The organism is uncultured Paraglaciecola sp. (assembly GCF_937123705.1).
GTDB lineage: Bacteria > Pseudomonadota > Gammaproteobacteria > Enterobacterales > Alteromonadaceae > Paraglaciecola.
The window spans coordinates 26563-51210 of sequence record NZ_CAKZKO010000038.1; the positions used below are offsets into that span (position 1 = coordinate 26563).

Here is a 24648-nt window from a genome sequence, read left to right on the forward strand (position 1 = left end):
CTGTCAATTATAATTGTTACTCTTTACCTAACTGAAATTTAATTTGTTCCGCAATTCTTTGTACACTGCCTCGTCCATGCTCTATTAGTTCCTTTGCCCGATAAAATTCCATCATGCCGAAATCACCTAGTTGCGGTTCGATTAAAATGTCGGGAGGATCGCCTGCCAAACGAGACCGGGTGACTCTAGCCGACAAAATGTCTAACGAACCTGTCATAGCGTTAATAATTGAAGGGGCAGGAGGTACGCTAATGTCCTCTTGAGTTTGTTGCTCAACGTTGGCAGGCTCAAGGATCTCTAAACATTCATCGGTTAGCTCGCCTTCACTTGCCGTTAACGGCTGTGCATCGGGTTTAGAAGTAGAATCTTCACCTTTTCCAAACCATTGCTGAATTTGTTGTTGACTACGTTTAAAAAAGTCCGAGGTCTTTTTTTGATTGTTGCCCTGATCAACTTGAGTACTCACTAATGATTCAGGCCTAAAGTCAGCACTTAAATTGACGGCTATCACAATATCAGCCCCTAACATCCTACACATGTTTACTGGCACAGGATTAACCACGCCGCCGTCAACTAACCATCTATTTTCAAATAATTGCGGAGGAAATAAACCCGGGATAGCGCATGACGCTTTAACTGCCTCAATGACTGAACCATTCATAAAATTTACTTCACGGCCGCTGTATAAGTCGGTGGCTACCGCCGCAAATGGCTTATTTAGCTGTTCAAAAGTATCAAAACTAAATTCATCTTCTAATGCTTTAAATACTTTTAGACCGCTCATTAAGCCGCCTTTATGAAATCCAACGCCCATTAGCGTATACACTTGCCACTCGGTTAGGCTTTCTACCCATTTTGCAAGTTCTGCCAACTTTCCAGAAGCATAGGCTGCTCCCACGTAAGAGCCAATTGAGCAACCAGATACAATGTCAATTTCTATGCCCATTTCCTCTAGCGCTTTAATCACTCCAATATGAGCCCATCCTCTAGCTGCGCCGCTGCCAAGTGCCAAACCAATTTTCATAAGATTAACTGTGCTCCTAAATGTTTGTGATAGCCAGCGAAGCGTCTTGGCTTAACTGAGTGTTTTCTTGTGAGGTTAATTCTGGAGGATCAAAGCCTATATCGCCATTTGCAAAGGGAGTTGTTTGGGTGGCTAGCCCAACAAAATCAAACCGTTTGTTATCAGCTAAGTGTGAAGGTACAACATTCTGTAAGGCTTTTGACATAGACTCAATTCTGCCTGGAAAGCGTTGCTGCCAGTCCTGTAGCATGCCCTTAATAACTTTTCTTTGTAGATTCTCTTGAGAGCCACATAGATTGCAAGGAATGATAGGAAAATTAACTTGCTGTGAATAAGACGTAATATCCTGTTCGGTGCAATAGGCTAGGGGGCGAATGACCATTTGCTTACCATCATCACTCACCAGTTTTGGTGGCATAGACTTTAACTGACCACCGTGAAACATATTTAAAAATAGTGTTTCCAACATATCATCTCTGTGGTGACCTAAGGCTATTTTAGTGGCTTGTACACGGCTCGCTGTCTTGTATAAAATTCCGCGGCGTAATCTGGAACACAAGGCGCAAGTGGTTTTGCCTTCGGGTACTTTATCCATCACTATGGAATAGGTATCTTCTTCGACAATCTCAAAGTCGACACCTAAATCCCTAAGGTATTGTGGCAGCACATGTTCTGGAAATCCTGGTTGTTTTTGATCAAGGTTCACCACAACAATACTAAAGGAGATAGGGGCCACTTTTTGCATATGCAGCAGCATATCCAACATGGTATAGCTATCTTTGCCTCCTGATAGACACACCATCACTTTGTCGCCTTCTTCAATCATATTAAAATCAGCGATGGCTTTGCCGGTATTATGTCTAAGGCGCTTTTGTAATTTATTGAAGTTAATGGGGTTTTTCTGATGATTACTGGATAATTGATTCATGGACACGGTTTATATTTTATCGACTAAAAGGTTGCTTCAGGTTCATAGGTAATTATACTGAAAAACTCTTTGTTTCTAAACAAAACCTTTGTGTAATGGATACCTCATTTTTATGCCCCATAGCTTATCAATTCAAGATCTGTCTTTTACCTGGTCTAAGCAGAGTGATTTTAGGTTGGATATTGCAACATGGCAGGTAAAAAGAGGAGAAAAAGTCTTTTTACATGGGCGCTCGGGTGAAGGTAAGTCTACCTTACTTAACTTGATTTCTGGGATTGAAGCTCGCTACACAGGGGAAATACAGGTTTTAGGTCAAAACCTAGCAAAGCTGAGTACAAGGCAAAAAGATTCCTTTAGAGCCAATAATATGGGGATTATATTTCAGCAGTTTAATTTGTTGCCCTATTTAACGGCGCACCAAAATATTGTGTTAGCACAGCGCTTTAATAGTGAAAGTGGTGTGGTAAATTCAGAGGCCCTTTGTTCTATTTGTGATCGTCTGGAGTTAAACCATCTATTACTTGGACAAAAAGCCAGTCAGTTGAGTGTTGGGCAACAACAAAGGGTGGCTGTTGCAAGGGCTTTATATGGTTCGCCACCTTTGATTATTGCTGATGAGCCTACTTCTGCATTAGATACCCAATCCAGAGAACAATTTATTCAATTACTACTCGATTGCGCTCAAGCATCAACTGTTATATTTGTCAGTCACGATATGTCTCTTGCGCCCAATTTTGATAACCAAATTGGATTGGCACAATTGCAACAAGGAAGTCTCTCAGATGTTGTTTAGATTAGTACGAGCGAGTCTATGGTCCCGTCGTGTTTTAGCCAGTTTAACCTGTATCTCTATTGCTATTAGCATGCTGGTGTTAATTGGAGTTGAGCACTTACGAAGTGAGGTGAAATACAATTTTGAACGTACCGTTTCTGGTGTAGATTTGATAGTTGGCAGCCGTACTAGTGGTATTAACCTATTACTTTTTTCGGTATTTAAAATAGGGGCTCCAAGTAACAATTTGCAGTGGCAGAGCTACCAAAACATTGTGAACAATAGCCTTGTAGCTTGGTCTGTACCGCTTTCAATGGGAGATTCCCATCATGGTTATTCTGTTATAGGCACTACCACAGACTATTTTGAGTATTATAAATATTCAGATAAACAAGATTTGTCTTTTTCACAAGGTCGTCAATTTAGCCGATTGTATGAGGTGGTAATAGGGGCCGATGTCGCCAAGAGTTTAGGATACCAAACAGGGCAATCTTTGGTTATGTCCCATGGTACAGGAAAAGTGAGTTTTACCCATCACCAAGACCATCCTTTTAAGGTGGTTGGCGTTTTATCGGCAACGGGTACGCCAGCTGACCAGTCTTTATACATTCCCTTGCAAAGTGTTGATATTTTGCATCATTCTCAAGATATTCATAATGAAATATTAAGTGATCTTCCCCTAGGGACAGGTTATCAGCCTCAACTCAGTGCGTTTTTAGTTGGCGCTAAAAGCAAAATTGCGGTTCTAGGTTTACAACGTTATATCAACCAATTTACCGATGAGCCGCTTAGTGCCATTTTACCTGTATTGGCGCTGAGAGAATTGTGGCAGATAGTGGGGGTTGTAGAAGTAAGTTTAAGGGTTATTTCGTGGTTGATATTAGCCACGGCCCTTATTTGTATGACGACTATGCTACTGGCGTCAATGAAAGAGCGAGAAAGAGAGCTCGCGGTGTTGCGAGCACTAGGAGCCAAAGCACACATAATTATTTTGTTAGTGGTAGCAGAGGCCTTGTTATTGACCTTGTTGGGTGCGTTGGCAGGCTATATTATGTTGACAATAGCATTGTTTTTGGGCCAACCGTTACTAGAACAATACTTTGCTTTGTACATCAGTCCTTATGTAAATTTAACTTCAGCAGCTGGATTTTTGGGGTTAACTGCGATTTCTGCAGTTTTATTGTCTTTTATTCCAGCCTTTGTCGCGTATAGAAAGTCGTTGATATCAGGACTAAAGCAATAGTTTTAATATTTCACTGGAGAAACAAAACCTTCTGGCTTAATAGTTAAAACATCACAATTTAGTTTGTCAATTACATGCTCGGCTGTGTTTCCAATCAGAGCCGCAGAAATACCTTGCCTGCCCACGGTGCCTAGCACCACCAACTCAGCATCTAATTGTTGCGCATACTTAGGAATGACATCTTCTGGCAATCCAACGTCAACATGGCAATATTGCGTGCCAATATGGTGTCGAGCACTATGTTGTTGCATACTTTGTTCATGATGCTTCTTAGCGGATTCATCATAAGCAGTTGGATCAAATTCAGGGATCTCAATAACAATGTTAGCGGGGGTACCTGGGTAGGAGTTAACTAAGTGCACATTGGATGATAATAATTTAGCAAAATGCAATGCTTGTTTAGTGATCTCTTCATTTAATGATATGTGTTCCTCTAGATCGCCTCCTAGGTTGACTGCTGCTACTATTTGACCGTGTTTCGGCCAATCGTGTTCTTTTACTAACAACACTGGGACAGGTGCTTTACGCATAATATGCCAGTCGGTAGGGGTAAAAATAACAGACTTTAAGGTATCGTGTTGCTGAGTACCTTTAACAATCAAGTCGTATCCTTTGTCTATCACTTCATAAATAATGCTTTCGTAAGGCCTATTGTGCCATACAATTTTGACGTCAATGCTTATGCCTTGGGTACGAAATTTATCTGAGACCAAATTCACTAGCCATTCAGTTCTTTCATCAATCACTGCTTGGCGCATGTTTTCACGTTCGTCCATCGACAACATAGTGGTCATTTCGTAGGAAAAATCATAAATAGTTAAAAAAGCAGTAATGCTTGCACCGTTAATGTTGGCCATTTCAATGGCACGAGCAAGAGATTTTTGGGTAGACTGTTCTGGCTCAATAACGGCTAATATTTTTTGATAATTCATAGTACAGCCCTAAATAGCTAAGCGAAGAGTTTTAGTAAGTTTATGAAATTAATTAAAAATTTACCAGTTATTAGGCTCGTTTAAGGATTAAGGGTAAGATAACTTCGATTAGTTTATCGACGCTGATATGGCTTGAATTAATTGTATTGTGGCAAATATTATAAGCAGTAGTCCCATCAGCACTTTTGTTTTTGGGTGTTGCAATAATTGTTGCGATTTTTTGAAGCCCGTAGCCATTAATATCATTATGGGTAAGGTCCCCAAACCAAAGCCAGCCATAATTATTCCGCCCTGTAGTGCTGAGCCACTCGCTAACGACCAAGTTAATACCGAGTATACTAATCCGCATGGCAACCAGCCCCAAATCATGCCGTAGGGCAGGGCATACAATGGGTGTTTAAAAGGTAGTAGCCTTTTTGACCATGGGCGGATCAGTTGCCAGAATCCACTACCAATTCTTTCTATCTTAGTCAGCCCCTGCCACCAACTTGCTAAATACAAGCCAAGTGAAAATAAAAATATACCACTAACAAATTGTAAAACGACTATGCCTTGATTTATTTGTTGAGCGAATAAGTAACCCGCCCAACCCGTGATTGCCCCCGCTATCATATAGCTGCAAATGCGCCCCAGGTTATAGGTTAAGGTATAAGGCAAAACCGCTGCATTTTTAGGGATTGCATAAGCAAAAGCGCCCACAATACCACCGCACATACCAACGCAGTGTACGCCACCTGCAAGGCCAATGAGTATTGCAGAAAAAAAACTTAACTCATTCATTGTCGGAGGGGCTATTTTCTTTGGCAGCGGTGTTTTTTTGGGGAAGATCGTCGTCAAATAAAATGCTGCTGCCGTGACGCTCGAGATCTTCAAATTGATTGGATCTCACAGCCCAAAAAAATGCGCCTATTGCGATACATACCAGTAAAATGGCCAAAGGTATTAGTACATAAATGATACTCAAAACGTCAAGTTCCTACTTTAAAAGCCTAATGGAATTCATAACCACAATAAACGAGCTTAGTGACATACCAACTACTGCCATCCAAGGGCTCAGCAAACCTGTTACTGCTAAAGGTAACACTAATAGATTGTATCCCACCGCCCAAGCTATATTTTGAATGATTTTTTGTTTGCAACGTTTAGCTATGGAAAACACTAAAGTAATTTTATCCAATGAATTGTCTAATAGGATCACGTCGGCGGATGATTTGGCTAAATCGGATCCTGCGCCTAAGGTCACAGATACATCGGCTTGTGCCAATACCGGACCATCATTAATGCCGTCTCCTACCATTAGCACTACATGTTGATTGGCTTGCGCTTGATGGATCACATCTAGTTTATCTTGGGGAGTTTGCTGCGCTAACCAATGTGGTAACTGTAGTGAGTTGGCTACTTTACTCACCATCTCTGGAATATCACCGCTGAGCAAAGTGATATGTTTGGTTTTAAGTTTAGCTACTAAATTAACACTGCTAGTCCGTAGTTTGTCGACTAATAAAAATCCACAAACCACCTGTTGTCCCTTTGCTAGAAACACATTGCAATTATGCATCTGACTAGGAGTATCAAGTCCGATAAAGTGCATTGAGCCCAATTTATAGTTATCACCATTAATATTTCCTGTTATGCCTTGCCCTATGTGGGCAGAAAAATTCGTTACGGCATAACTACATGGGGTATCGGCAAAAGCATTGGCGATGGGATGAGATGAGTACTGCTCAAGGCTGGCGGCAATTTCTAAGCATTGTTGTTTATCTTGTTCTGGCTGACAAAGACAAGCAGCTAAGCTAAATTTTCCCTCTGTAAGGGTGCCCGTTTTGTCAAGTGCTATCCAGTCCACTTGAGATATTTGCTCTAGGGCGTCAGCACGTTTTAGTAATACACCTTGGCTGTTTAAATTTGCTACTGCACATGACAAAGCCGATGGTGTAGCCAAACCTAAGGCACAAGGGCAGGTGGCAATAAGGATTGAGATAGTGATCCACAAAGCTTGGGCTTCATCTATTTGTAACCAGACAATATAACTACTAAGGGAAATCACTAATACGGCCATTACAAAGTATTGTGAAAATTGATCGGCTAAGCTGGCGATTTTGGGTTTACTTAATAGTGCTTGGTTTTGTAACATACTGATTTGGTTCAGCATTGAGCTTTTTAAAGGCTGTGTTACTTTGATATTTAAGGTGCCTAATTGATTAACTGTACCAGCAAAAACGGTTTGCCCCATAGATTTACTGACTAAGTGAAACTCGCCAGTTAACATCGCTTCATCAAACTGACCTTCACCAGTTACTATCACCCCATCTACAGGTACCATTTCCCCCGTTTTAACCAGTACGTTTTGTCCAATGACTAAGGACTTTGCCAATACAGGCGAGATATGGTCGCCCTCAATTAAATTAGCTGTGGTGGGCATATATTCTAACATGTTAGCTGAGAGCTGAGACGCTTTATAACGGGCGTTGTGCTCTAAGTAGCGGCTAATTAACAATAAAAATACAAACATACATAAGGATTCAAAGTAGGTTTGTCCACTGTGTTGAATGGTGGCGAATACGCCCGAGACATAAGTGATCGTTAAAGCTAACACTATGGGCACATCCATATTCACAACTTTGGCGCGAAGTGCGCGAAATGCGCTGGCATAAAACTCAGAAGCGGAATACAGCATCACAGGAGTGGTTAACAGTAAGCTTGTCCAATTAAAATATTGCTTAGTTTGAGCGTCGATATGCCCGAATAAATCAAAAAACACCCCAATATTTAGCATCATAACTTGCATGGTCATTAAGCCCGCCAAGCCTAATCGCTTTAGAAATGCTTTGTTTTCTTGCCTGTAGCTGGCTTCGTGTTGTTCTGCTTGAAAAGGTTTGCCATGGTAACCAATGTTTTCAATATGGCTTAAAATTTCGCTGAGTTTTAGCTGTTGGCTGTCCCATACTACTGTGGCACGTCTGGCCGAAACATTTACGCCCACTTTTAATATGCCATGCAACTTAGCCAGTTGTTTTTCGATTAACCAGCCACATGCAGCACAATTGATACCGCTTATAGTAAGTTGAATTTCGCACCTATTGTCTTGGCTCTCAACAAATTCTTGCAGGATACTGTCGTCATCGAACACCTTGAGAGTGTGTAATAACTCTGCTTCGTTTTCTGAAGCTTTATCTGCAAATTCACTACGATAGTGATAGTAATCTTCGAGGCCGTTATTGACGATGGCCTCGGCTACGGCACAACACCCTGGGCAACAAAAAGCTTGCCGTTTTCCTGATACAGTTGTGTGATAGTTAAGTTGTGGCGCCACATCTAAACCACAGTGAAAACACTTTGTAAGCATGGTGCTTAGGGGTTAAGGTCAAATGGGCGAGTTTGGGGCAGGGCCACTATTTTTTGAATTTTCCAACTAGCATCATAAGGATGCAAGCTTAGTTTCCACTTACCCGCTATATCATTGGAAAGAGGCCCGCGGTATACACCTTTAGCATCACGTAATAATGTCACTGAAAAATCTTTAAACTCTTGAGTAGAATGAAAAAACTCTAAGAGTAAGGCTTCACCACTTGTTGGCGCACCACTAGTAAAGGTAACGGTGACAGAGTCTGCCGACACATGGGTTTTTGTTGCAATATTGAGCACTTTTGCTTGTTGTAACTTCTGTATCTGTAGATTAATGCCTTTGCCTTCTTTGTAATAGTCGTCGATAACCATACTATCTTCGCTGTTAAAGGCAAAATTCAGCATGGTAAAACTCAGCACCATAGAAGTAAGTGGCACAATAATCAAAAACCAAGGCCAGAACTGTTTATACCAAACTTTTGGACTGTCAGACTGCATACAAAAACGACTCATATTTAAAAGGAACAAAACATAAAAAAGCCCCGAAATCGGGGCTTTCAGTATACCACTTATCTACTATTTGTCTTGGGATAGGCTGTAAACATAAGCCGCCACAAGATGTACTTTTTTCTCACCTAAAGTGTGCTTAAATGACGGCATAACGCCATTACGGCCATAGGTAAGGGTTTGAGTAATTGCCTTATTAGTGCCACCGTATAACCATGTTTGGTCTGTTAAGTTAGGGGCGCCAAGCATTTGATTGCCTTTACCGTCTTGGCCATGACAAGCTGCGCAAATAGCGAACTTAGCTTGGCCGGCATCAACCATAGTCTTATCGAGATCTGGACGATTGCTTAAACTTAGAACGTAAGCCACTAGTTCGTCTATACCTTTTTCACCCATAGCATCTAATTGCGCAGGCATCATACCTTGACGACCATTAATGATAGTTTCGGTAATTTTTTCAGGAGTGCCGCCGTATAACCAATCATTATCAGTTAAATTTGGAAAGCCTCGTTGCCCACGAGCATCCGAACCATGACATTGTGAACAATTTTGGCTAAACAAGCGTTGTCCTACCTTTAATGCCTCGGGATCTTTAGCTAATTCAGGAATAGGTTGTTGATAATAGCCATCAAAGATAGGCGCATAGGTGGCGTTAGCAAATTCAATTTCTCTATCATATTGATTGATTACACCGTTAGTTTTATTCGCCTCAACTGCGGCTCTCGATTCGGCCAAAGACTTAATGCTTTGGTTAGAGCTCTGCCATTTCCACAGGCCAGTATAGTTACCCAATCCAGGATATAAAACTAAGTACACTAGACCCCAAACGATACAAATATAAAATAAGAAAGTCCACCACTTAGGTAGTTGGTTATTGAGCTCGACAATGCCATCAAATTCATGATGCATATCGTCGCCTTCTTTAACACCGGTTTTGTTTTGTAAACACCAGCGTAGTAAAAGATAACAACCTAAAATTGAACCCAGCGTAATAACCGAGATCCATACACTCCAAAAACTACTCATTTACTTTAGACTCCTGCTTATCAACTTTAGTCTTTTGCTTATGTTGCTGGGGCTCATCATCGAAGATGAGCTTTTCGGCCTCGTCAAAATTTGATTTTGATTTCTTGCTAAAGGCCCAGATTACAATTCCAATAAAGCTTACAAACACTATTACTGTGTAGATACTGCCACTCGTTGCATAATCCATATTATTGCAACGCCGTGCCAAGTGACTGTAAATAGGCGATAAGCGCAACCATTTCGGTCTTACCTTTAACTGCTTGTTTCGAGCCGGCAATATCTTCGTCTGTATAAGGCACACCAAAATCTCTAAATACTGAGAGTTTCTTTGCTGTTAACTCACCGTCTAAAGTGTTTTCCATTAACCAAGGAAATCCAGGCATATTTGACTCAGGCACCAGGTCTCTTGGATTGATCAAATGAATTCGGTGCCAATCATCACTGTATCGTCCGCCAACTCGGGCTAAATCAGGTCCGGTACGCTTAGAGCCCCATAAAAATGGGTGTTCCCATACTGATTCGCCGGCGACTGAATAGTGACCATAGCGTTCGGTTTCAGCACGAAAAGGACGGATCATCTGGCTATGACACCCAACGCAACCTTCTCGAATATATATATCTCGGCCTTCCATCTGCAGGGCTGTGTAGGGTTTTAAACCATCAACAGGCTCCATGGTTTGTTGTTGAAACATCAATGGTGTAATTTGTGCCATGCCGCCCAAACTAATTGCCACTAAAATTAAAACACTCAACAGACCCACATTTTTTTCAATTAACTCATGTGCATTTTTCATTGTCTGTCTTCCTTAAGCCGTTTGTGCTGTTGGTTCAATTGCGGGTTCTTGCTCTTCGTTCCTGATGGTTTTGTAAACGTTATAAGCCATAAGTAACATGCCGACCAAAAATATTGCACCACCGATAAATCGCACTAAATAGAAGGGCTTGGACGCCTCTAGAGACTCTACAAAACTGTAGGTTAGCGTGCCGTCGGCGTTAATTGCTCGCCACATCAAGCCTTGTAGCACACCGGACATCCACATCGCTACTATATATAACACAGTGCCAATAGTGGCTAGCCAAAAATGAACATTAATCAGCTCAATACTATGCATTTTGGTTCGATTGAACAAAACAGGGATAAGGTGATAAATAGAACCAATAGACACCATAGCTACCCATCCTAAGGCACCAGAATGTACATGACCAATAGTCCAATCCGTATAATGAGACAAGGCATTTACGGTTTTTATCGCCATCATTGGCCCTTCGAAAGTAGACATGCCGTAGAAAGACAGCGAAACCACTAAGAAACGTAAGATGGGATCGGTACGTAACTTATGCCATGCGCCAGATAGGGTCATTATGCCGTTGATCATGCCGCCCCAAGAAGGTACGAATAAAATAATAGACATCACCATACCCAAAGATTGTGTCCAATCGGGTAGGGCAGTGTAATGAAGATGGTGAGGACCAGCCCAAATATACAAGGAAATAAGCGCCCAAAAATGCACGACCGATAAACGATATGAATACACGGGGCGTCCTGCCTGCTTAGGTACAAAATAATACATCATGCCTAAGAAACCTGCGGTTAAGAAAAATCCAACGGCATTATGCCCGTACCACCACTGGATCATGGCGTCCACGGCGCCTGCATAGATAGAATATGATTTAGTCAGAGAAACCGGAATAGCCATACTGTTTGCGATATGCAGTACAGCAACCGTTAGCATAAATGCCCCAAAGAACCAGTTGGCTACATATATGTGAGAAACTTTTCTGATGACCATTGTTCCGAAGAAATTAATGATATAAGCCAACCAAACTAAGGTGATTAAAATATCAATAGGCCACTCAAGTTCACCATATTCCTTGGTGCTCGTTAATCCCATGGGTAAAGTAATAGCGGCTAATACAATAACAAGTTGCCAGCCCCAAAACGTAAATGAAGCCAGTTTGTCGCTGAACAACCTAACATTTGAAGTACGTTGCACCACATATAATGACGTTGCAAACAAAGCACATCCACCAAAGGCAAAAATCACTGCATTGGTATGCAAAGGTCTTAACCTAGAAAATGTTAGCCATGGCGTATCAAAATTTAATGCTGGCCAATATAACTGTGCGGCAATTAATACCCCTACAGCCATACCAATTATTCCCCAAACTACGGTCATTACCGCAAATTGCCGAACTACTTTATAATTGTATTCGGGATGTACTTGAATAGCTTCACTCATTTAATGAATCTTCCGCTCTTGTTAACGATAAATTTACAGACAAATTACAATGGACAAACAAATCATGTTAATTTCTTTCTTTATTTGTTAAGTAATTGTTTTTTAAAAAAATATACAATATATCTAGTTATATTTTAAGGTGATACATTTCAAAAAGAAAGATAAAAACTATCTTGTCAGTTATCTTTTTTTTAATCACACTAACATTAGTTTATTTTAACGACAGTGCTATTTTGAATTCGACTCACTTTTCTAGGTTGTTCCTTTTATTTATTATTTTAACTGCCGCAGTAGGGCTGATTTTAAATTATACATATCTGCAACCTTTAAAAACGACAAAACAATGCAACCTTGATCTAGCGCAACAATGTGATGTGTTTGATAACGGTCAACAGGTATCTGTGCAATTTTTACAAAGAATAGAGGTTGAGGAAGAGTTACATCTGGTCATCAAGGTGCCAGAGAATACACAAATAAAGCAGATGTGGGTACAAGGCATCAATATGTATATGGGTAAAAATGTGGTGCTTGCTGATTCTGTTCATGTTAATCAGGGAGCAAAAGTTTACAACGCGCGTGTATTCTTAGGTGCCTGTAGTGAGCCAGCAATGAAATGGCAACTCATTATTCAAACCAGTGATGAGTCAAGCAATGAGCAATCTTGGTTTTTCAACTTCTCTACCGATAGAAACAAAAAAGCTGATTAAGCACAGGCCTAGTCAGCTTTTATTAGGAAAGTAGCGTCACTACATTTGTGATTGTAAATAGTTCGACAAACCTAAACGTTTTATAAGGCCGATTTGTTGTTCGAGCCAATAGGCATGGTCCATTTCGGTATCGTCTAATAGTACCAGCAACATGTCTCGGGTCACATAGTCTTGTTCTTCTTCACAAAGTGCAATAGCCTCTTTTAACGCTTGTGTTACTGCGTATTCAACCCTTAAGTCACTTTCTAACATGGAAGGCACGTCTGTACCAATTAGTAATCCATCACGGTCAACCATATTCGGCGTACCTTCCAAAAACAAGATCCGCTCAATTAATTTTGTAGCATGACCCTTTTCATCATCAAATTCGTGGGCAATCCGTTCATACAGCTTGTTTAAGCCCCAATCTTGATACATTTGTGAGTGAATAAAATACTGATCCATAGCCGCCAATTCAAAAGCGAGTAGGGCATTAAGTTGATTGATAATAACACTTTTACCTTGCATGCTAATCTCCTGCTACTTGGCTTTGTAGGTAGTTTTCTAAACCTAAATGCTTAATTTGATATTGTTGAGTTTCAATCCAGTCAATATGATCTTCTTCGAAGGTCAAAATTGATTCAAGTAAGTCACGAGACACAAAGTCTTGTTGCGCTTCACATAAAGCAATGGCTTTTTTGAGTAAGGGAAGTTGCAACTTCTGAAAATCCATGTCACAACCAAGCATCTCGATGGTTTCTTCGCCTATCATTAGTTTTCCCAACATCTGTAGGTTAGGTAAACCTTCAAGAAACAAAATCCGCTCTATAAGTTGGTCGGCTTGTTTCATATCTTTAATTGATTTCTTATAGGCTGCGCTATTGAGTTTCTCTAGCCCCCAATTTTTAAACATACGTGCATGTAAAAAATACTGATTGATTGATGTGAGCTCGTAGGTAAGGACTTCATTTAGAGCAGCTATTACTTGTTTGTCGCCTTGCATTACAAATTATCCATGGATAGAAAATATACTAATAATTATAGTCAAATAGGCCTTAAAAAACCATAAGTTTATAAAAAACATTATGCAAAACAATATGATACATAATGATAACGATTCTTGTTTTAATCATTATTAAGACTTTTGTTGTGGCAGCAATTGCAGACTTTCTTCAGCAAAACCAGTACCAGCTTCTGTAAAAAAGTTGAATACTTTGTCTGATCCGGCATCAATGAGAGGCTGAATTTCATCCTCATATCGTGCTATCGAAGCTATCTTTCCCCTATAATTTGCGTGTTGTAGTTGCTCAGTGATATTGCAGATGTCTTCAATCGAAGGTAAGGCTAACAAAATTAACTGAATCTGACTTAAATCCATGTTTTCCCATAAATCTGCGTCTTCGCCATCTCCTACCATAGCCTGAAAGCCAACCTTCTGAAGTTGCTTTACCCGGCTAGGATCGGCATCCATTCCCCAAACTCTTTTATCGACTATGTTAGTTAGAGAGACATAGGCGCCTTTACCCACTCGTCCTAGCCCAATCACTATGATTTCAGCGCCAACAGGCTGACTATACACATCTTCTGCTAGACGGCTTGAACTTTCAAAGGACTTAAGCCGCTCTTTAAATTGCGTATACTGATTGTGAGAGCTTTTATATATAAAACCTGTTAGTACAAATGAAAAAGACACGGCTAACGCTAATACGACTAACCACTCGGCACTCAACCATCCTAAACTAACTAACAAAGCTACAACAATTAGGCCGAATTCGCTGTAGTTTGATAAGACTAAGCTCGCTAAATAGCTGGTGCGAGCCCTTAATTTTAATAAAGTAAACAGCCCAAAAAACAAACCAAACTTTAGTGGGATAAACAAGCAAAGTAATAAGGCTGAAAGTAACAAATCTAGGGTAGGGAGCGCACTGAACCCAATAGTCAGGAAAAAACCCACCAAAAATATATCCTTAAAGCTCATTAATGCCTTAGACATTTCTGATGACTTGATATGAGTAGCGATAAACATACCCACAATTAACGCACCTAAATCACCTTTTATACCGACAGATTCAAATAGTTCATAACCGCCTAAAGCAAACAAAAATCCTGACAATATGAGTAATTCACCATGGCCCACACGCTCTAAAATTATGGTCCACAGAGGTTTTGAGAAAAATAATAATAACAACAATAAGGCCCATATTGACGGCACTTTTCCCGTTGCAATAACTAAAAACAGGACAGCGACTATATCCTGCATAATCAAAATTCCTATGGCCAATTTACCATGACGTGTTTTTATTTCTCCGCTTTCTTCTAGAATTTTAACGATGCAAACAGTACTACTAAAACTTAATGAAAATGCCAGCAACGCTTGTGTAGCCCAATCTATGTCCGCAAAGATATTGAGACCCAACCAAGATATCCCAAATAACATTACATTTACGATTGTTACCCATAATAGCGAATGGCAAATACTGCCCAACCAGACTTCTTTTTTGTATAAGTCACTGACTTTAAGTTTTAGGCCAATGGTAAAAAGCATCAGGGTTATACCTAAGCTGGCAATAGACTGCAGCGCATCTGTAGACTGAAAACCTAGATAATTAAGGGCGAAACCCGCAATTAAATAACCGATCAAAGGCGGCAGTCCAACCAACTTCAGGCATAACCCACAAATAAATGCCAAAAGAATAAATGCAAATTCCATAATCGCTCTAAAAGTTTGATGATAAAGAAGTAAATAGGGTAACGAATTTTATTAAGAATGCTAGCTGAACTGCCAATATCCTATTGAAATAACCACACACCACTTAATTTAACATAATATACATTATAGGAACTTAAAGCTTGGGTGGTTTTAGTCGCATACAGCCTCAACTGTGTTGTCGCTTTTATAGGTACTATTACTGATACCTAGGTTATTTTTTACCTTATACAATTGCGGCAAGTTTAATAACCACAGTATGAGAAACTTTTGACTAAGTCACTAACGCCTTTGGGCACGAATAGATTATTTGAGCGCCTTGATTATTTGATCCGAACTAAGTTGTGGGCTCAGATTTTAATTGCCATGGTCTTAGGTGTTGCTGTTGGATTATCTCTTTCACCCAGCGGTGGCCAGTTGGTCGAAGTAGCATTGGCGAGTACTATTGCAAGTTGGCTAGCTCTTCCTGGGCGCTTATTTCTAGCGTTAATTCAAATGGTTGTGATTCCGCTGGTACTAACATCTATAGTGCTGGGTATTGCGTCGGGCGAAAATTCTGACTTTTTACGTCGTATTGGTATGCGCATTGCGCCTTATTTTGTATTGACTACTATTGTTGCGGTTTTAATTGGTAGCTCCTTGGCTTTGTGGCTCCAGCCTGGCCAATATATTGAGCCTAATGTTTCAAATGCTTACTTAACTGTGACTGCTCCTAAGGCTGTAGAAATCGATACAACAAAGCTTGAAGATAAGATTGTGAACATTATCCCAGCCAATCCAACTAGCGCCATTATGCAAAGATCGATGTTTCAGGTTGTTGTTCTAGCTATTCTTATGGCGGTAGCTTTAGTGTCTATTAAACCCGAGCGTGCCAAACCAGTAATAGATTTGTGTGTTTCAATGCAAGACATCTCAATGAAAGTGGTTAGTTGGGCAATGGCGTTGGCACCTATAGCTGTATTTGGACTATTGGCTCAAGTTTGTGTTGAATCAGGGGTAGATGCACTGTTAGGTATGTCGGCTTATATTGGAACAGTGTTATTGGGATTGTTCTTGCTGTTAGTGTTTTATTTACTTGTTGTGGCTATTTTTGGGGCTAAAAACCCCCTTCAATTCTTAAATAGCATTCGCGAAGCACAATTATTAGCTTTTTCAACGTCCAGTTCCGCGGCGGTAATGCCTTTGTCTATGAAAAGTGCTGAGGAAAACTTACATGTGTCCAAACCTGTGGCGCAATTTGTGATCCCCTTAGGGGCAACGGTAAATATGGACGGCACTGCTTTATATCAAGTGATTGCTGCTGTGTTTCTGACTCAAGTATATGGCATAGATTTATCTCTAGGTCAGTTGTCGTTATTGGCCGCTACCACAGTTGGCGCTTCCATTGGTTCGCCTAGTACACCAGGTGTAGGCATTGTAATACTTGCGACTATTGTACAAGGCATAGGCGTGCCAGCCGAAGGCATTGCGCTAATCCTAGGTGTTGACAGGATTTTAGATATGGCACGAACAGCGGTCAATGTAAGCGGCGATTTAACCGCTAGTGTGGTGATGGAAAAATGGCTGCATAAAGATTTACATAAGCCAAGTGCAAGCTAGCTAATACCATTATCCATAAATAAAACTGGCCACTTTTTAAGGTGGCCTCGATTTAAGTAGAAATTAAAGTGTTTTACGAATTCGTTTAAAACTCTTTATTAGTTCTTCACCTAATAACTTGGCCGCTGCAGACACGTCTTCCGAGGCCACTTTAGCTTCTTTACCCACCTGCCCCGCTTTAGATTTGAAATGCTCCCATTGCTTATCTACTTTTTGCCATTCGTCTTTTGCATCAGCTTCGAATAAATGAGCTTTTAACAAAATTTCATCTCTTTCTTGTTTTATTTGTGCAAGCATTTTTTCAAACTCTTCTTTGGCATTTTCCTTCATATCAATACTCATTTTATTTCCTCGTTTTGAATGTTAATTCTTAAACTGTCAATCACTTGATGACCTTGGTGCTTTGACCTGTATCAAACTATATATTGATTTAGTATAACCCTCTGGACATCGCCTAAAAGGCAATACAGTGCCCAACTTGTGGAATATCAGTGGCGATGTTTTTTTCTTTCCATAACCTTTGTGATAAGGCTTCGAGTGCTTGTGGATCACCATGGACTAGGGCCACTCTTGCCGACTCGTCAAAATTCGAGACCCACTCGACTAACTCGTTTTGCCCTGCATGGGCCGAAAAACCACCTAAGGTTTCGACTTGAGCTTTCACATTGTAGGTATCATTAAAAATCTTAATATGCTCTTTACCATCCACTAACAGGGGTTTTGTGCCCATCCCCTCGAAATGAACCTTAAGCTTGTTTTTTAACCAAATTTGAATTTATAGTTACTTATGATTAATCAAAATAAAGCATATGAAGGGGTTTGTGCTAATGCTCTCGACAATCATAAAATAACAGTTTAAGTGAAAAGGTTTTCTGCTTTAATAAAACTTGAGATATTGACCTCATATCTCAAAATACTTTCCCTTAAATATTTAAGGGAGTAATTTAACATGGATAAAAGGATGTTTGTTATGAAAATGAAAAGAACGTTTTTAGCTTTAGCTTTGGTTTCTAGTGCTTTTTCAGTAAATGTACTAGCTGCTGATATTGAAGCAGGTGTGGTTAATAAGATAGCAGAGAGTTCTACTTCTTTAGCAATCAATAGCCCGTCTAGTATGTCTGATGAATATGTAGAGGCGTCTTCTGATGCTAAAATTTCATCTAGAGCTGCTGCGTCGGGCATTACATATTTTGAAATAGGGAACATTTATTCTTCAAATTATGGTTGGGAAAATATTACTCCGTCTCAGTCCTCCAGTGGAAATCACGGTGGGGCTACGTTGAATATATATATTTGGCAATTTGGATATGGAAACGTGACTAACGCTACTATGAATGGTATTTCAAAGTCAGCAGGTTTATCTGAATATCGATGTGGTAATGATTTACATGTCTGTGCTGTGGGTGAAACTGTAACTGGTTGGCTATATGGCTTTGACTTTAGTGGTCAGCAGTCAGGCTCGTTTAGTGTTGGTTCGAACTCAACAGCTTCACCCTTTGGTTATTGGAGTGATTCAATTTATATTAATTAATTAGATTGAATTCAGGATTTAAAACGTACGTGACAAGTTATTAATATCCGTGCGTTTTTTACACGTTTAAATTCTATTAGATAAATTTCGTAGTGTTTCTAGTATGTCTATAGCTCTTTCTTTATTCTTTATTTCTTCCATTGAAGCTCCACTTTCTTTAGCGAAAACTAATGATTTACGGGTTGTAGCTAAAAGATCGAACTTAACATCAGGATCTAGGTTCATGCTACGAGGTGCCATTAGGTGCAAACTATCTGTCGAAGATATTAATTTATTATCAATTAAATTTGAAACCATGTTAGCCATTTCTCTTTGCGATATATTAGTAACATCATAGTTCTCGCTAATTTCCTGCCAATTATTTTTAGCATTTAAACCTTCTTTACTTATGCTCACAGTATCGGTTGTATTTTGTCTCTGAATCGTTGTACCTGAAGTCTTTTCCGAATTATATGAAACGCTATTTTGCATTTCATATATAATATTTGATTGGGCATTGTTATTAATATACATATCAGATCCTTTTAAATATTTATACAGCAATGTTATAATTATTTACTTTGCAGTATTTATGCCAACGAAATGTATCTTGATATTTTAAAAAGCATTAACCATAAGGTGCCCTCAAAAATATAACTACTAGGGGTTTTGTACCCATCCCCTCGACATTAACCTTACTTACTCTAAGCTACTGAAAAATATTGCGATCTTGCAAGTTTAAATTTATCTCATAAAACGACCGTTTATTAAGACTTAAATATTCTTGTAAAAAATTGCGTGATAATACGCTGTGCGCGTCTTATCAACCCATCTCAAAAATCAAAAATCAAAATATTAAAAAGTCATTGTTATTACATTTTTTGAGAATGGAATTTATCCCTTAATGCCTATTTCGAGGGGATGGCCGCAAAAGGGTTATGAAATTCAAGGCTGCCTTGTGCGCTAGTAATACAGTTGTCTACAGAGTGTTAAACGAATTATTGTTAACTTATGCACAATACCCCATCATAAAATAATAATTTAAATGAAAAGGTTTTTCTGCTTTAATAAAACTTGAGATATTGACCTCATATCTCAAGATACTTTCCCTTAAATATCTAAGGGATGTAATTTAACATGGATAAAAGGATGTTTGTTATGAAAATGAATAAAACGTTATTAGCTTTAGCTGTTATCACTAGTGCTTTCACTATGAACGCACTTGCTGTAGAACAAAAAGATGTAGAGTTGCAATTTGATCCTAGTACAGTAGAAATTATATCTGTAGATCAACTTGAATCTCCACGCGCTTTAAAATCAGAAGGAGGCATTGAGGCTTTTGCTGCTGCTGGTGCATGGACAAAAGTGGTATATAATCCAAGCCTTTATACAGCAGGTCAGTGGTATCTCGGCCCGTTGATGAGTGCCCCTGCTGGAACATCTCCATCAGCTACAGTTCAAAACATTACTTGGCAATGGAATATATGGAATTATAATAGTAACTTAACAACTTACTTATGTGAAAGCACGCTTAGTCAGTGTGTTAATATAAGTGGAAATTTTGGTGCGGGAGCTAATTTAAGTACGGTTATACCTGCTATTCAGAAAATCATTAAGCATAATAATTTACATAGCTAGGCGTTAATTCAACCAGCTTGGCATAAGTTTTAGGTGAACCAAGCCCTTCATTTCCCCAGTGCATTGCTAATTTATATACATCTGATTGTTCATCTTGTAATTTTACAATACTCATTAAAATATCTTTGTTGCTTTTCCCCTCAGCTCGCCCCTGACTGATTAAGTCTTGTTCTTGATTCAGTACACTACGACTTTCTTGTTCTATTTGAGCACTCAAACGATTTATTCTTCCTACTACTTCATCCCCATTATCAGAATTCATAATTTCTCTCAAATTAATCATGCCTGCTGATGGCATTCGGCCTATTAATGAATTAACTCTAGCCTCTAACTCTTCTGGTGTAGCTGATTCAATAAAAGAAATAGCCCCCTTTCGAGCGTCACTGCTATTAACATTCTCAGGCACTTTAGGAGAGTTTTCGGCGGTCTGTTCAACTTTACCAACATTAGAACGGGCTTGTTGTACAGCATAGTTCTGTGAACCAATAGAATTTATCATGTTATTATCCTTAATTTTTTAATAAAAGCTGCATTTTTGTATGAGATATGAACATCAATACTTACTCATACTTTAAAAGCAAATAACATACCAAAAATATTCTCTACTATTTTTAAAGAATTAAGTATGAAAGTACACCCTAAAGTAGAAATATCAGTAGTTTTGGTCAATAAAACGGCAAATAAGGGGCACTGTATAATTTCAAGTAGGCAAGTTATTGCCGACTTAATAAGAAGGTAAACAGGTATTCAATTATAAGACGTACTCTAATCAAGCAAAGTTGTTATTTCAGTTGATAGTTTTTCAGATACATCATTCAATATTCTATAAATGGTCGCTGACCCCAAGTCATAATTTTTTGCCAATTGACCAATTGATACACCTTCTTTTCGTTTAGTATAAATTTCAAAATCTATTACATCGGTTCTCTTGGTTGGCCGACCAAATTTAACACCGTGCTCTTTCGCTTTAGCAATACCTTCTAATTGTCGCTCAGAGCGTAAATCAGTTTCAAATTCGGCAATGGCTGCTAACATGTTAAACATTAACCTTCCAGTGGGAGTAGATGTATCAATTGCTTGGTCAATGACTACTAGATCAATATTTTCAGCCTGAAAGCGTTCAGCTACTTGTGATAAATGAATAACGGAACGCGCGAGGCGATCTAATCGAGTGATCACAAAAACATCGCCTTCTCTAAGATAATTCATGCATTTTTGAAATTCAGGCCGTGAAGCTGTTTTGCCACTTTGTTTTTCATGATAAATTTTATCGCAGCCAACTTGATTTAATTTATCAAGTTGAACCTCTAAACTTTGACCTGTCGAACTGACTCTTGCGTATCCAATTTTAGACATTTTTTTATCGTATATCTTAAGATGTTTTGAGAAAAACATTATGAGAGTAGTTTTGATAATAGTCAAATGTAGTCATCATAAAGTATACTTTTTGATAAGATTATTTTTTTAATCGGCACTACCAAGTGCTTCAATGCCATTTAGTAAACCGAGTAAATCAATTTCTTTACGATCTTTATTAAAAGCATATTCCCCATTCAAATTAATATGCTGCCAAGCGACAGGTGATAACCTTGAAATAATATCAACTACGTCTTGCCTACCATTTTTTTCTTGAATTTGTAAAAATGCCGATAATAGTGCTGAATTATAATAAATAATGCAGTTTGAAATGAGCCGAGCACAATCATTCCATTGTGACACTTGGTAATCATTGCCACCTCGAAACTTATTGCCATTAACTGAAGTAATAGCGCGTTTTAATTGGTGATATGCTTCACCCCTGTTTAGTGCTTGCTGTACATAATGGCGCAGAGTGGAATTATCGACATACTCCAAAACATAAATAGATTTAATTAAACGGTCGTACTCATGAAGTGCTGCCAATGTACGGCTCTTGCCGTTACTTAACTTTCTAATGATAGTGCTTTGTGTGGTAGTTTTTCGGCTTAATGAGCACACGATATGTTGGATTTCGTCCCACTCTTCTGTAATAAGTTTATGGTTAATTTCTTTTATCAATTGAATACGGCCACCGTTCTCTTCAGACACTTCAAATAAATTAAAAAATACTTTTTTCATTTTTGCGTATCGAGGAGCGAACGTATAACCAAAAAAATCTAGAATGGCGAAATTTACATTGTTGGTACCATGCGTATCGGTCGATAAAGTATTTGGCTGTATGTCTGATGAATTATTGTAAAGCAAATCGAAAGCAAAGTGACCTTCGTACTCATTAGCACCAATCACTTGCGTACTTACTGGCACATGGTTTGAAACCAATGTGAGTGCAGAAACCCCTTTGCCTTTTGAAAAGTATTTAGATGAATAACGCGCTTTAAACGTATTAATGCGGCACTCAAACTTTTGACCATCAATACTTGAAAAAAATTGGTTATCATCAACATGGTAATAAGCAAATATTGGCAATGTGGCTATAGCATTAGAAATATTATCATTCGATTGAGTCAGCGTTTCATATCGAATATAACTATCGTCTACACTGCGTAATTTCCCCATTGAACGGTCAGAAATATTCGCCATTTTATATAAGCCGTAATTCGTGCCGTTTGCCAAAATACAAGCAATGAGATCTTCTTTATCTACCGGTGATTTTTCTTTTGTTGCTGATATATGGGTAAACGAATTTAAGTAACCTGTTTTTTGATCGACAAATAGCATTAGTTCAACAATACCCATATGTTGAATCTGATTATAAAGCGGATTTTCAATGGTTTGTTGCCAACGGCTGTTAGGAATTGACCACTTAAGTTCGGCCTTACCAGGAATAAACTCAACGTACTTATTATCGCCACTAAAAATATGTTCACTTGCTTTCTTCAGCTTAATTTCTAATTGTTGGCTCTTATCGGCTAGCGTTTGATTAATGGGCGTAATTAACTTATCAAGGCCAGTATTTTCAATGATTTCAGCCTTGTGCTTCCATTCTTTAGGTTGAATTAAATCTGACGTTAAACTACGATTATTAACGCTTTCTCTAACTGTTAAGTTATTGCTATGAAATAGCTGCTCGGCTTTACGGTAAAGGAAATACTCAAAGCGATTAGCAATTAACTTGGTATTATCACCTTCAATATATTCACGTTCACTTTTAGATACCACATCGAGATTAATTGTTTTTATTGTTTTGAATGCGGTTAATTCTTCGTGAGCCTTGATGTATTGTTCACGCAATTCGTCTTTAAGATGAATGAATTCAATATCAATAGACATAAAAAGTGATCGGATAAGCTTTTTAATTTTACTGGATTGTTTATCGATGAATTGCCATTCGTATTGACGGCCATCAAAGTCGTTATTATCTAAATGATCACTTAACAGTTTAATGCTATTGGCTGGAATAAGCTCAAAAGCTTTTTTACGGACATCTCCAAAGCTTAAATTATCATCCATATCGGTATCGATGAAATACTTTAATAAACTACCCGCAGATTTTAGTTTGGTTCTAACAATGTTTACATCTTCTACAATACGTTGTTTTGCATAGCCCTTGGTTGATTCTGTTAACTTTCTGATCATATAGATAAAAGCAGAAACTAAATTGTCATTGGTTTCTCGGTACCTAAAAAATAAGTAACAAACAAGATATAAAATAGTTTGGCTGTCATCGTGTCTTCTGAGTTTATAAACTGTCTTGTGTTTAACTAATGACGCATAGTATTCAAGGTTTTTAGGGGATAATTTGAGTTCAGCAATAAGCACTTTAATTTCAGGGTAAAGTAAACGTATAGTTTTATGTGTCTTCAACTCTTGTGCTATTTGACTAGCCGAAAAATCTTTAGCCATTCTTTTCAATTTGGCTAGGTCAGTAAAGGTACTATTTGATTCAAGTAATTTAAGTAATATGGCTTTTGTGGAATGAGTTAAATTTTCAGTGAGAATATGCTCAATACGGCTTCGTTCATTTGATAAAACGGTTGAGATAGTGTCTTGTAGTGTTGTATAACCAGCAAGCGCTATTCTGTTTTGACTAAAATAAGCAATACACTCATCGAAAACATACCTAGGCTCTAAGTTTATTTTTACGACATCATTGAGTCTTTTAAGAAGTAGTTCTTTATCTACTTTACTATGATAATTTGAAAAGCCAGTATAGTTAAGTAACTTTTTGAACAGCTTTGTTTTTGTTGTTCGAGGTAAGTCAGTCAACATTATATCTTTACCATTGAAATATTTAGTTCTGACATAATCAAGATCAACAATAACATCTTCAAATGAAAAATTAAAAATGATAGGCCGCGCTCTAAAGTAGCCTAATAACAGGATAAAATATACTCTGGTTTCTAATCGTCTTAGCTCATTAACCAGTTTTTGGGTTTCACTATCCAATGAAAAATAGTCTTCTCTGTCTGTATGATTAAAGTTAGGAAGAGCGTAAAGTTCGTTTATTTCAGACGATGTAAGTATTTGAATACGTTTAGTGGTTGGGTTAGTGATGATAATTGACCTTTATAG

Annotated in this window: 26 protein-coding genes; 6 read left to right on the forward strand and 20 right to left on the reverse strand. The window is 38.6% G+C overall.

Translation table 11 applies throughout. From position 1 onward, the window contains the following. Positions 1 to 16: 16 nt before the first annotated feature. Positions 17 to 1024 (reverse strand): patatin-like phospholipase family protein, encoded by a 1008-nt coding sequence (locus tag Q0688_RS06365; protein ID WP_299074271.1) that lies wholly within the window; start codon positions 1022 to 1024, stop codon positions 17 to 19. A 16-nt stretch (positions 1025 to 1040) separates the two neighbouring features. Further along, entirely contained in the window at positions 1041 to 1952 is a 912-nt protein-coding gene (gene ttcA, locus Q0688_RS06370; protein WP_299074273.1) for a tRNA 2-thiocytidine(32) synthetase TtcA, read from the reverse strand. 112 nt (positions 1953 to 2064) lie between these two features. On the opposite strand from ttcA, the gene Q0688_RS06375 reads away from it, so the two are divergent. Both Q0688_RS06375 and Q0688_RS06380 read left to right on the forward strand, forming a co-directional pair. Continuing rightward, complete coding sequence (locus Q0688_RS06375) at positions 2065 to 2745, forward strand: ABC transporter ATP-binding protein (RefSeq protein ID WP_299074276.1); 681 nt, start codon at positions 2065 to 2067, stop codon at positions 2743 to 2745. Continuing rightward, positions 2735 to 3967: an FtsX-like permease family protein gene (locus Q0688_RS06380; protein WP_299074278.1), complete on the forward strand. Its 1233-nt coding sequence runs from the start codon at positions 2735 to 2737 to the stop codon at positions 3965 to 3967. The genes Q0688_RS06375 and Q0688_RS06380 overlap by 11 nt, the downstream gene beginning before the upstream one ends. 2 nt (positions 3968 to 3969) lie before the next feature. Here the strand turns inward: Q0688_RS06380 and uspE are convergent, their stop codons facing one another. The 9 genes from uspE to ccoN all read right to left on the reverse strand — a co-directional run bounded on the left by uspE (position 3970) and on the right by ccoN (position 12017). Then, complete coding sequence (gene uspE, locus Q0688_RS06385; protein ID WP_299074281.1) at positions 3970 to 4899, reverse strand: universal stress protein UspE; 930 nt, start codon at positions 4897 to 4899, stop codon at positions 3970 to 3972. 108 nt (positions 4900 to 5007) lie between these two features. Continuing rightward, positions 5008 to 5679: a sulfite exporter TauE/SafE family protein gene (locus Q0688_RS06390; RefSeq protein WP_299074282.1), complete on the reverse strand. Its 672-nt coding sequence runs from the start codon at positions 5677 to 5679 to the stop codon at positions 5008 to 5010. Beyond that, positions 5672 to 5863, reverse strand: a complete 192-nt coding sequence (ccoS, locus tag Q0688_RS06395) for a cbb3-type cytochrome oxidase assembly protein CcoS (RefSeq protein WP_299074285.1) — start codon at positions 5861 to 5863, stop codon at positions 5672 to 5674. Before ccoS ends, Q0688_RS06390 begins: the two co-directional genes overlap by 8 nt. A gap of 12 nt (positions 5864 to 5875) precedes the next feature. Beyond that, positions 5876 to 8245: a heavy metal translocating P-type ATPase gene (locus Q0688_RS06400; protein WP_299074287.1), complete on the reverse strand. Its 2370-nt coding sequence runs from the start codon at positions 8243 to 8245 to the stop codon at positions 5876 to 5878. A 5-nt stretch (positions 8246 to 8250) separates the two neighbouring features. Then, positions 8251 to 8742, reverse strand: a complete 492-nt coding sequence (locus tag Q0688_RS06405) for a FixH family protein (protein WP_299074289.1) — start codon at positions 8740 to 8742, stop codon at positions 8251 to 8253. Positions 8743 to 8820: 78 nt separating this feature from the next. After that, on the reverse strand, positions 8821 to 9777 hold the full coding sequence (ccoP, locus tag Q0688_RS06410) for a cytochrome-c oxidase, cbb3-type subunit III (protein WP_299074291.1): 957 nt from the start codon (positions 9775 to 9777) through the stop codon (positions 8821 to 8823). After that, positions 9770 to 9964, reverse strand: a complete 195-nt coding sequence (locus Q0688_RS06415; protein ID WP_299074293.1) for a cbb3-type cytochrome c oxidase subunit 3 — start codon at positions 9962 to 9964, stop codon at positions 9770 to 9772. Before Q0688_RS06415 ends, ccoP begins: the two co-directional genes overlap by 8 nt. A 1-nt stretch (position 9965) precedes the next feature. Then, complete coding sequence (gene ccoO, locus Q0688_RS06420) at positions 9966 to 10571, reverse strand: cytochrome-c oxidase, cbb3-type subunit II (RefSeq protein ID WP_299074295.1); 606 nt, start codon at positions 10569 to 10571, stop codon at positions 9966 to 9968. A 12-nt stretch (positions 10572 to 10583) separates the two neighbouring features. Next, positions 10584 to 12017 (reverse strand): cytochrome-c oxidase, cbb3-type subunit I, encoded by a 1434-nt coding sequence (gene ccoN / locus Q0688_RS06425; protein ID WP_299074297.1) that lies wholly within the window; start codon positions 12015 to 12017, stop codon positions 10584 to 10586. Between the two features lie 173 nt (positions 12018 to 12190). Here ccoN and Q0688_RS06430 point away from each other — a divergent pair, with 173 nt between their 5' ends. After that, complete coding sequence (locus Q0688_RS06430; protein WP_299074299.1) at positions 12191 to 12724, forward strand: hypothetical protein; 534 nt, start codon at positions 12191 to 12193, stop codon at positions 12722 to 12724. A gap of 39 nt (positions 12725 to 12763) precedes the next feature. On the opposite strand, the gene bfr (Q0688_RS06435) is transcribed toward Q0688_RS06430, so the two are convergent. From bfr (Q0688_RS06435) to Q0688_RS06445, 3 genes are all read right to left on the reverse strand, one after another. After that, positions 12764 to 13231: a bacterioferritin gene (gene bfr, locus Q0688_RS06435; RefSeq protein ID WP_299074301.1), complete on the reverse strand. Its 468-nt coding sequence runs from the start codon at positions 13229 to 13231 to the stop codon at positions 12764 to 12766. Between the two features lies 1 nt (position 13232). Next, entirely contained in the window at positions 13233 to 13706 is a 474-nt protein-coding gene (bfr, locus tag Q0688_RS06440; RefSeq protein WP_299074303.1) for a bacterioferritin, read from the reverse strand. 132 nt (positions 13707 to 13838) lie between these two features. After that, the gene (locus Q0688_RS06445) at positions 13839 to 15413 is read right to left on the reverse strand and encodes a cation:proton antiporter family protein (RefSeq protein WP_299074306.1); all 1575 of its coding nucleotides are present in this window, start codon (positions 15411 to 15413) and stop codon (positions 13839 to 13841) included. Positions 15414 to 15680: 267 nt separating this feature from the next. Here Q0688_RS06445 and Q0688_RS06450 point away from each other — a divergent pair, with 267 nt between their 5' ends. Further along, on the forward strand, positions 15681 to 17009 hold the full coding sequence (locus tag Q0688_RS06450; RefSeq protein WP_299074308.1) for a dicarboxylate/amino acid:cation symporter: 1329 nt from the start codon (positions 15681 to 15683) through the stop codon (positions 17007 to 17009). A 63-nt stretch (positions 17010 to 17072) separates the two neighbouring features. Here Q0688_RS06450 and Q0688_RS06455 read toward each other — a convergent pair whose 3' ends face one another. Together Q0688_RS06455 and Q0688_RS06460 are read right to left on the reverse strand one after the other, a co-directional pair. Next, positions 17073 to 17351 (reverse strand): hypothetical protein, encoded by a 279-nt coding sequence (locus Q0688_RS06455; protein ID WP_299074310.1) that lies wholly within the window; start codon positions 17349 to 17351, stop codon positions 17073 to 17075. A gap of 112 nt (positions 17352 to 17463) precedes the next feature. Beyond that, positions 17464 to 17739, reverse strand: coding sequence for an MBL fold metallo-hydrolase RNA specificity domain-containing protein (locus tag Q0688_RS06460; protein WP_299074312.1), 276 nt, complete (start codon positions 17737 to 17739; stop codon positions 17464 to 17466). Between the two features lie 240 nt (positions 17740 to 17979). Between Q0688_RS06460 and Q0688_RS06465 the strand changes: the two genes are divergently transcribed. Beyond that, positions 17980 to 18540, forward strand: a complete 561-nt coding sequence (locus tag Q0688_RS06465; protein ID WP_299074313.1) for a DUF4879 domain-containing protein — start codon at positions 17980 to 17982, stop codon at positions 18538 to 18540. Between the two features lie 66 nt (positions 18541 to 18606). Here the strand turns inward: Q0688_RS06465 and Q0688_RS06470 are convergent, their stop codons facing one another. Further along, entirely contained in the window at positions 18607 to 19053 is a 447-nt protein-coding gene (locus Q0688_RS06470) for a hypothetical protein (RefSeq protein ID WP_101343873.1), read from the reverse strand. Positions 19054 to 19677: 624 nt separating this feature from the next. Here Q0688_RS06470 and Q0688_RS06475 point away from each other — a divergent pair. Continuing rightward, on the forward strand, positions 19678 to 20157 hold the full coding sequence (locus tag Q0688_RS06475) for a flagellar protein FlhE (RefSeq protein ID WP_299074321.1): 480 nt from the start codon (positions 19678 to 19680) through the stop codon (positions 20155 to 20157). Here the strand turns inward: Q0688_RS06475 and Q0688_RS06480 are convergent. From Q0688_RS06480 to Q0688_RS06490, 3 genes are all read right to left on the reverse strand, one after another. Beyond that, on the reverse strand, positions 20132 to 20656 hold the full coding sequence (locus Q0688_RS06480) for a hypothetical protein (RefSeq protein ID WP_101343871.1): 525 nt from the start codon (positions 20654 to 20656) through the stop codon (positions 20132 to 20134). The two genes, Q0688_RS06475 and Q0688_RS06480, sit on opposite strands and share 26 nt — an antisense overlap. Before the next feature lie 266 nt (positions 20657 to 20922). After that, positions 20923 to 21513 (reverse strand): recombinase family protein, encoded by a 591-nt coding sequence (locus Q0688_RS06485; RefSeq protein ID WP_299074323.1) that lies wholly within the window; start codon positions 21511 to 21513, stop codon positions 20923 to 20925. Between the two features lie 108 nt (positions 21514 to 21621). Continuing rightward, positions 21622 to 24636: a Tn3 family transposase gene (locus tag Q0688_RS06490; RefSeq protein ID WP_367179783.1), complete on the reverse strand. Its 3015-nt coding sequence runs from the start codon at positions 24634 to 24636 to the stop codon at positions 21622 to 21624. Between the last annotated feature and the right edge of the window lie 12 nt (positions 24637 to 24648).

What these genes read in the sequence shown, in the direction of transcription:
- ttcA (WP_299074273.1), bottom strand. Translation starts at nt 1,952, where the DNA reads ATGAATCAATTATCCAGTAATCATCAGAAAAACCCCATTAACTTCAAT.
- ccoN (WP_299074297.1), bottom strand. Translation starts at nt 12,017, where the DNA reads ATGAGTGAAGCTATTCAAGTACATCCCGAATACAATTATAAAGTAGTT.
- Q0688_RS06365 (WP_299074271.1), bottom strand. Translation starts at nt 1,024, where the DNA reads ATGAAAATTGGTTTGGCACTTGGCAGCGGCGCAGCTAGAGGATGGGCT.
- Q0688_RS06460 (WP_299074312.1), bottom strand. Translation starts at nt 17,739, where the DNA reads ATGGGCACAAAACCCCTGTTAGTGGATGGTAAAGAGCATATTAAGATT.
- ccoO (WP_299074295.1), bottom strand. Translation starts at nt 10,571, where the DNA reads ATGAAAAATGCACATGAGTTAATTGAAAAAAATGTGGGTCTGTTGAGT.
- bfr (WP_299074303.1), bottom strand. Translation starts at nt 13,706, where the DNA reads ATGCAAGGCGACAAACAAGTAATAGCTGCTCTAAATGAAGTCCTTACC.
- Q0688_RS06400 (WP_299074287.1), bottom strand. Translation starts at nt 8,245, where the DNA reads ATGCTTACAAAGTGTTTTCACTGTGGTTTAGATGTGGCGCCACAACTT.
- Q0688_RS06475 (WP_299074321.1), top strand. Translation starts at nt 19,678, where the DNA reads ATGAAAATGAATAAAACGTTATTAGCTTTAGCTGTTATCACTAGTGCT.
- Q0688_RS06465 (WP_299074313.1), top strand. Translation starts at nt 17,980, where the DNA reads ATGAAAATGAAAAGAACGTTTTTAGCTTTAGCTTTGGTTTCTAGTGCT.
- Q0688_RS06455 (WP_299074310.1), bottom strand. Translation starts at nt 17,351, where the DNA reads ATGAGTATTGATATGAAGGAAAATGCCAAAGAAGAGTTTGAAAAAATG.
- Q0688_RS06480 (WP_101343871.1), bottom strand. Translation starts at nt 20,656, where the DNA reads ATGATAAATTCTATTGGTTCACAGAACTATGCTGTACAACAAGCCCGT.
- ccoP (WP_299074291.1), bottom strand. Translation starts at nt 9,777, where the DNA reads ATGAGTAGTTTTTGGAGTGTATGGATCTCGGTTATTACGCTGGGTTCA.
- Q0688_RS06415 (WP_299074293.1), bottom strand. Translation starts at nt 9,964, where the DNA reads ATGGATTATGCAACGAGTGGCAGTATCTACACAGTAATAGTGTTTGTA.
- Q0688_RS06375 (WP_299074276.1), top strand. Translation starts at nt 2,065, where the DNA reads ATGCCCCATAGCTTATCAATTCAAGATCTGTCTTTTACCTGGTCTAAG.
- Q0688_RS06470 (WP_101343873.1), bottom strand. Translation starts at nt 19,053, where the DNA reads ATGTATATTAATAACAATGCCCAATCAAATATTATATATGAAATGCAA.
- Q0688_RS06405 (WP_299074289.1), bottom strand. Translation starts at nt 8,742, where the DNA reads ATGCAGTCTGACAGTCCAAAAGTTTGGTATAAACAGTTCTGGCCTTGG.
- uspE (WP_299074281.1), bottom strand. Translation starts at nt 4,899, where the DNA reads ATGAATTATCAAAAAATATTAGCCGTTATTGAGCCAGAACAGTCTACC.
- Q0688_RS06485 (WP_299074323.1), bottom strand. Translation starts at nt 21,513, where the DNA reads ATGTCTAAAATTGGATACGCAAGAGTCAGTTCGACAGGTCAAAGTTTA.
- Q0688_RS06380 (WP_299074278.1), top strand. Translation starts at nt 2,735, where the DNA reads ATGTTGTTTAGATTAGTACGAGCGAGTCTATGGTCCCGTCGTGTTTTA.
- Q0688_RS06445 (WP_299074306.1), bottom strand. Translation starts at nt 15,413, where the DNA reads ATGGAATTTGCATTTATTCTTTTGGCATTTATTTGTGGGTTATGCCTG.
- Q0688_RS06390 (WP_299074282.1), bottom strand. Translation starts at nt 5,679, where the DNA reads ATGAATGAGTTAAGTTTTTTTTCTGCAATACTCATTGGCCTTGCAGGT.
- bfr (WP_299074301.1), bottom strand. Translation starts at nt 13,231, where the DNA reads ATGCAAGGTAAAAGTGTTATTATCAATCAACTTAATGCCCTACTCGCT.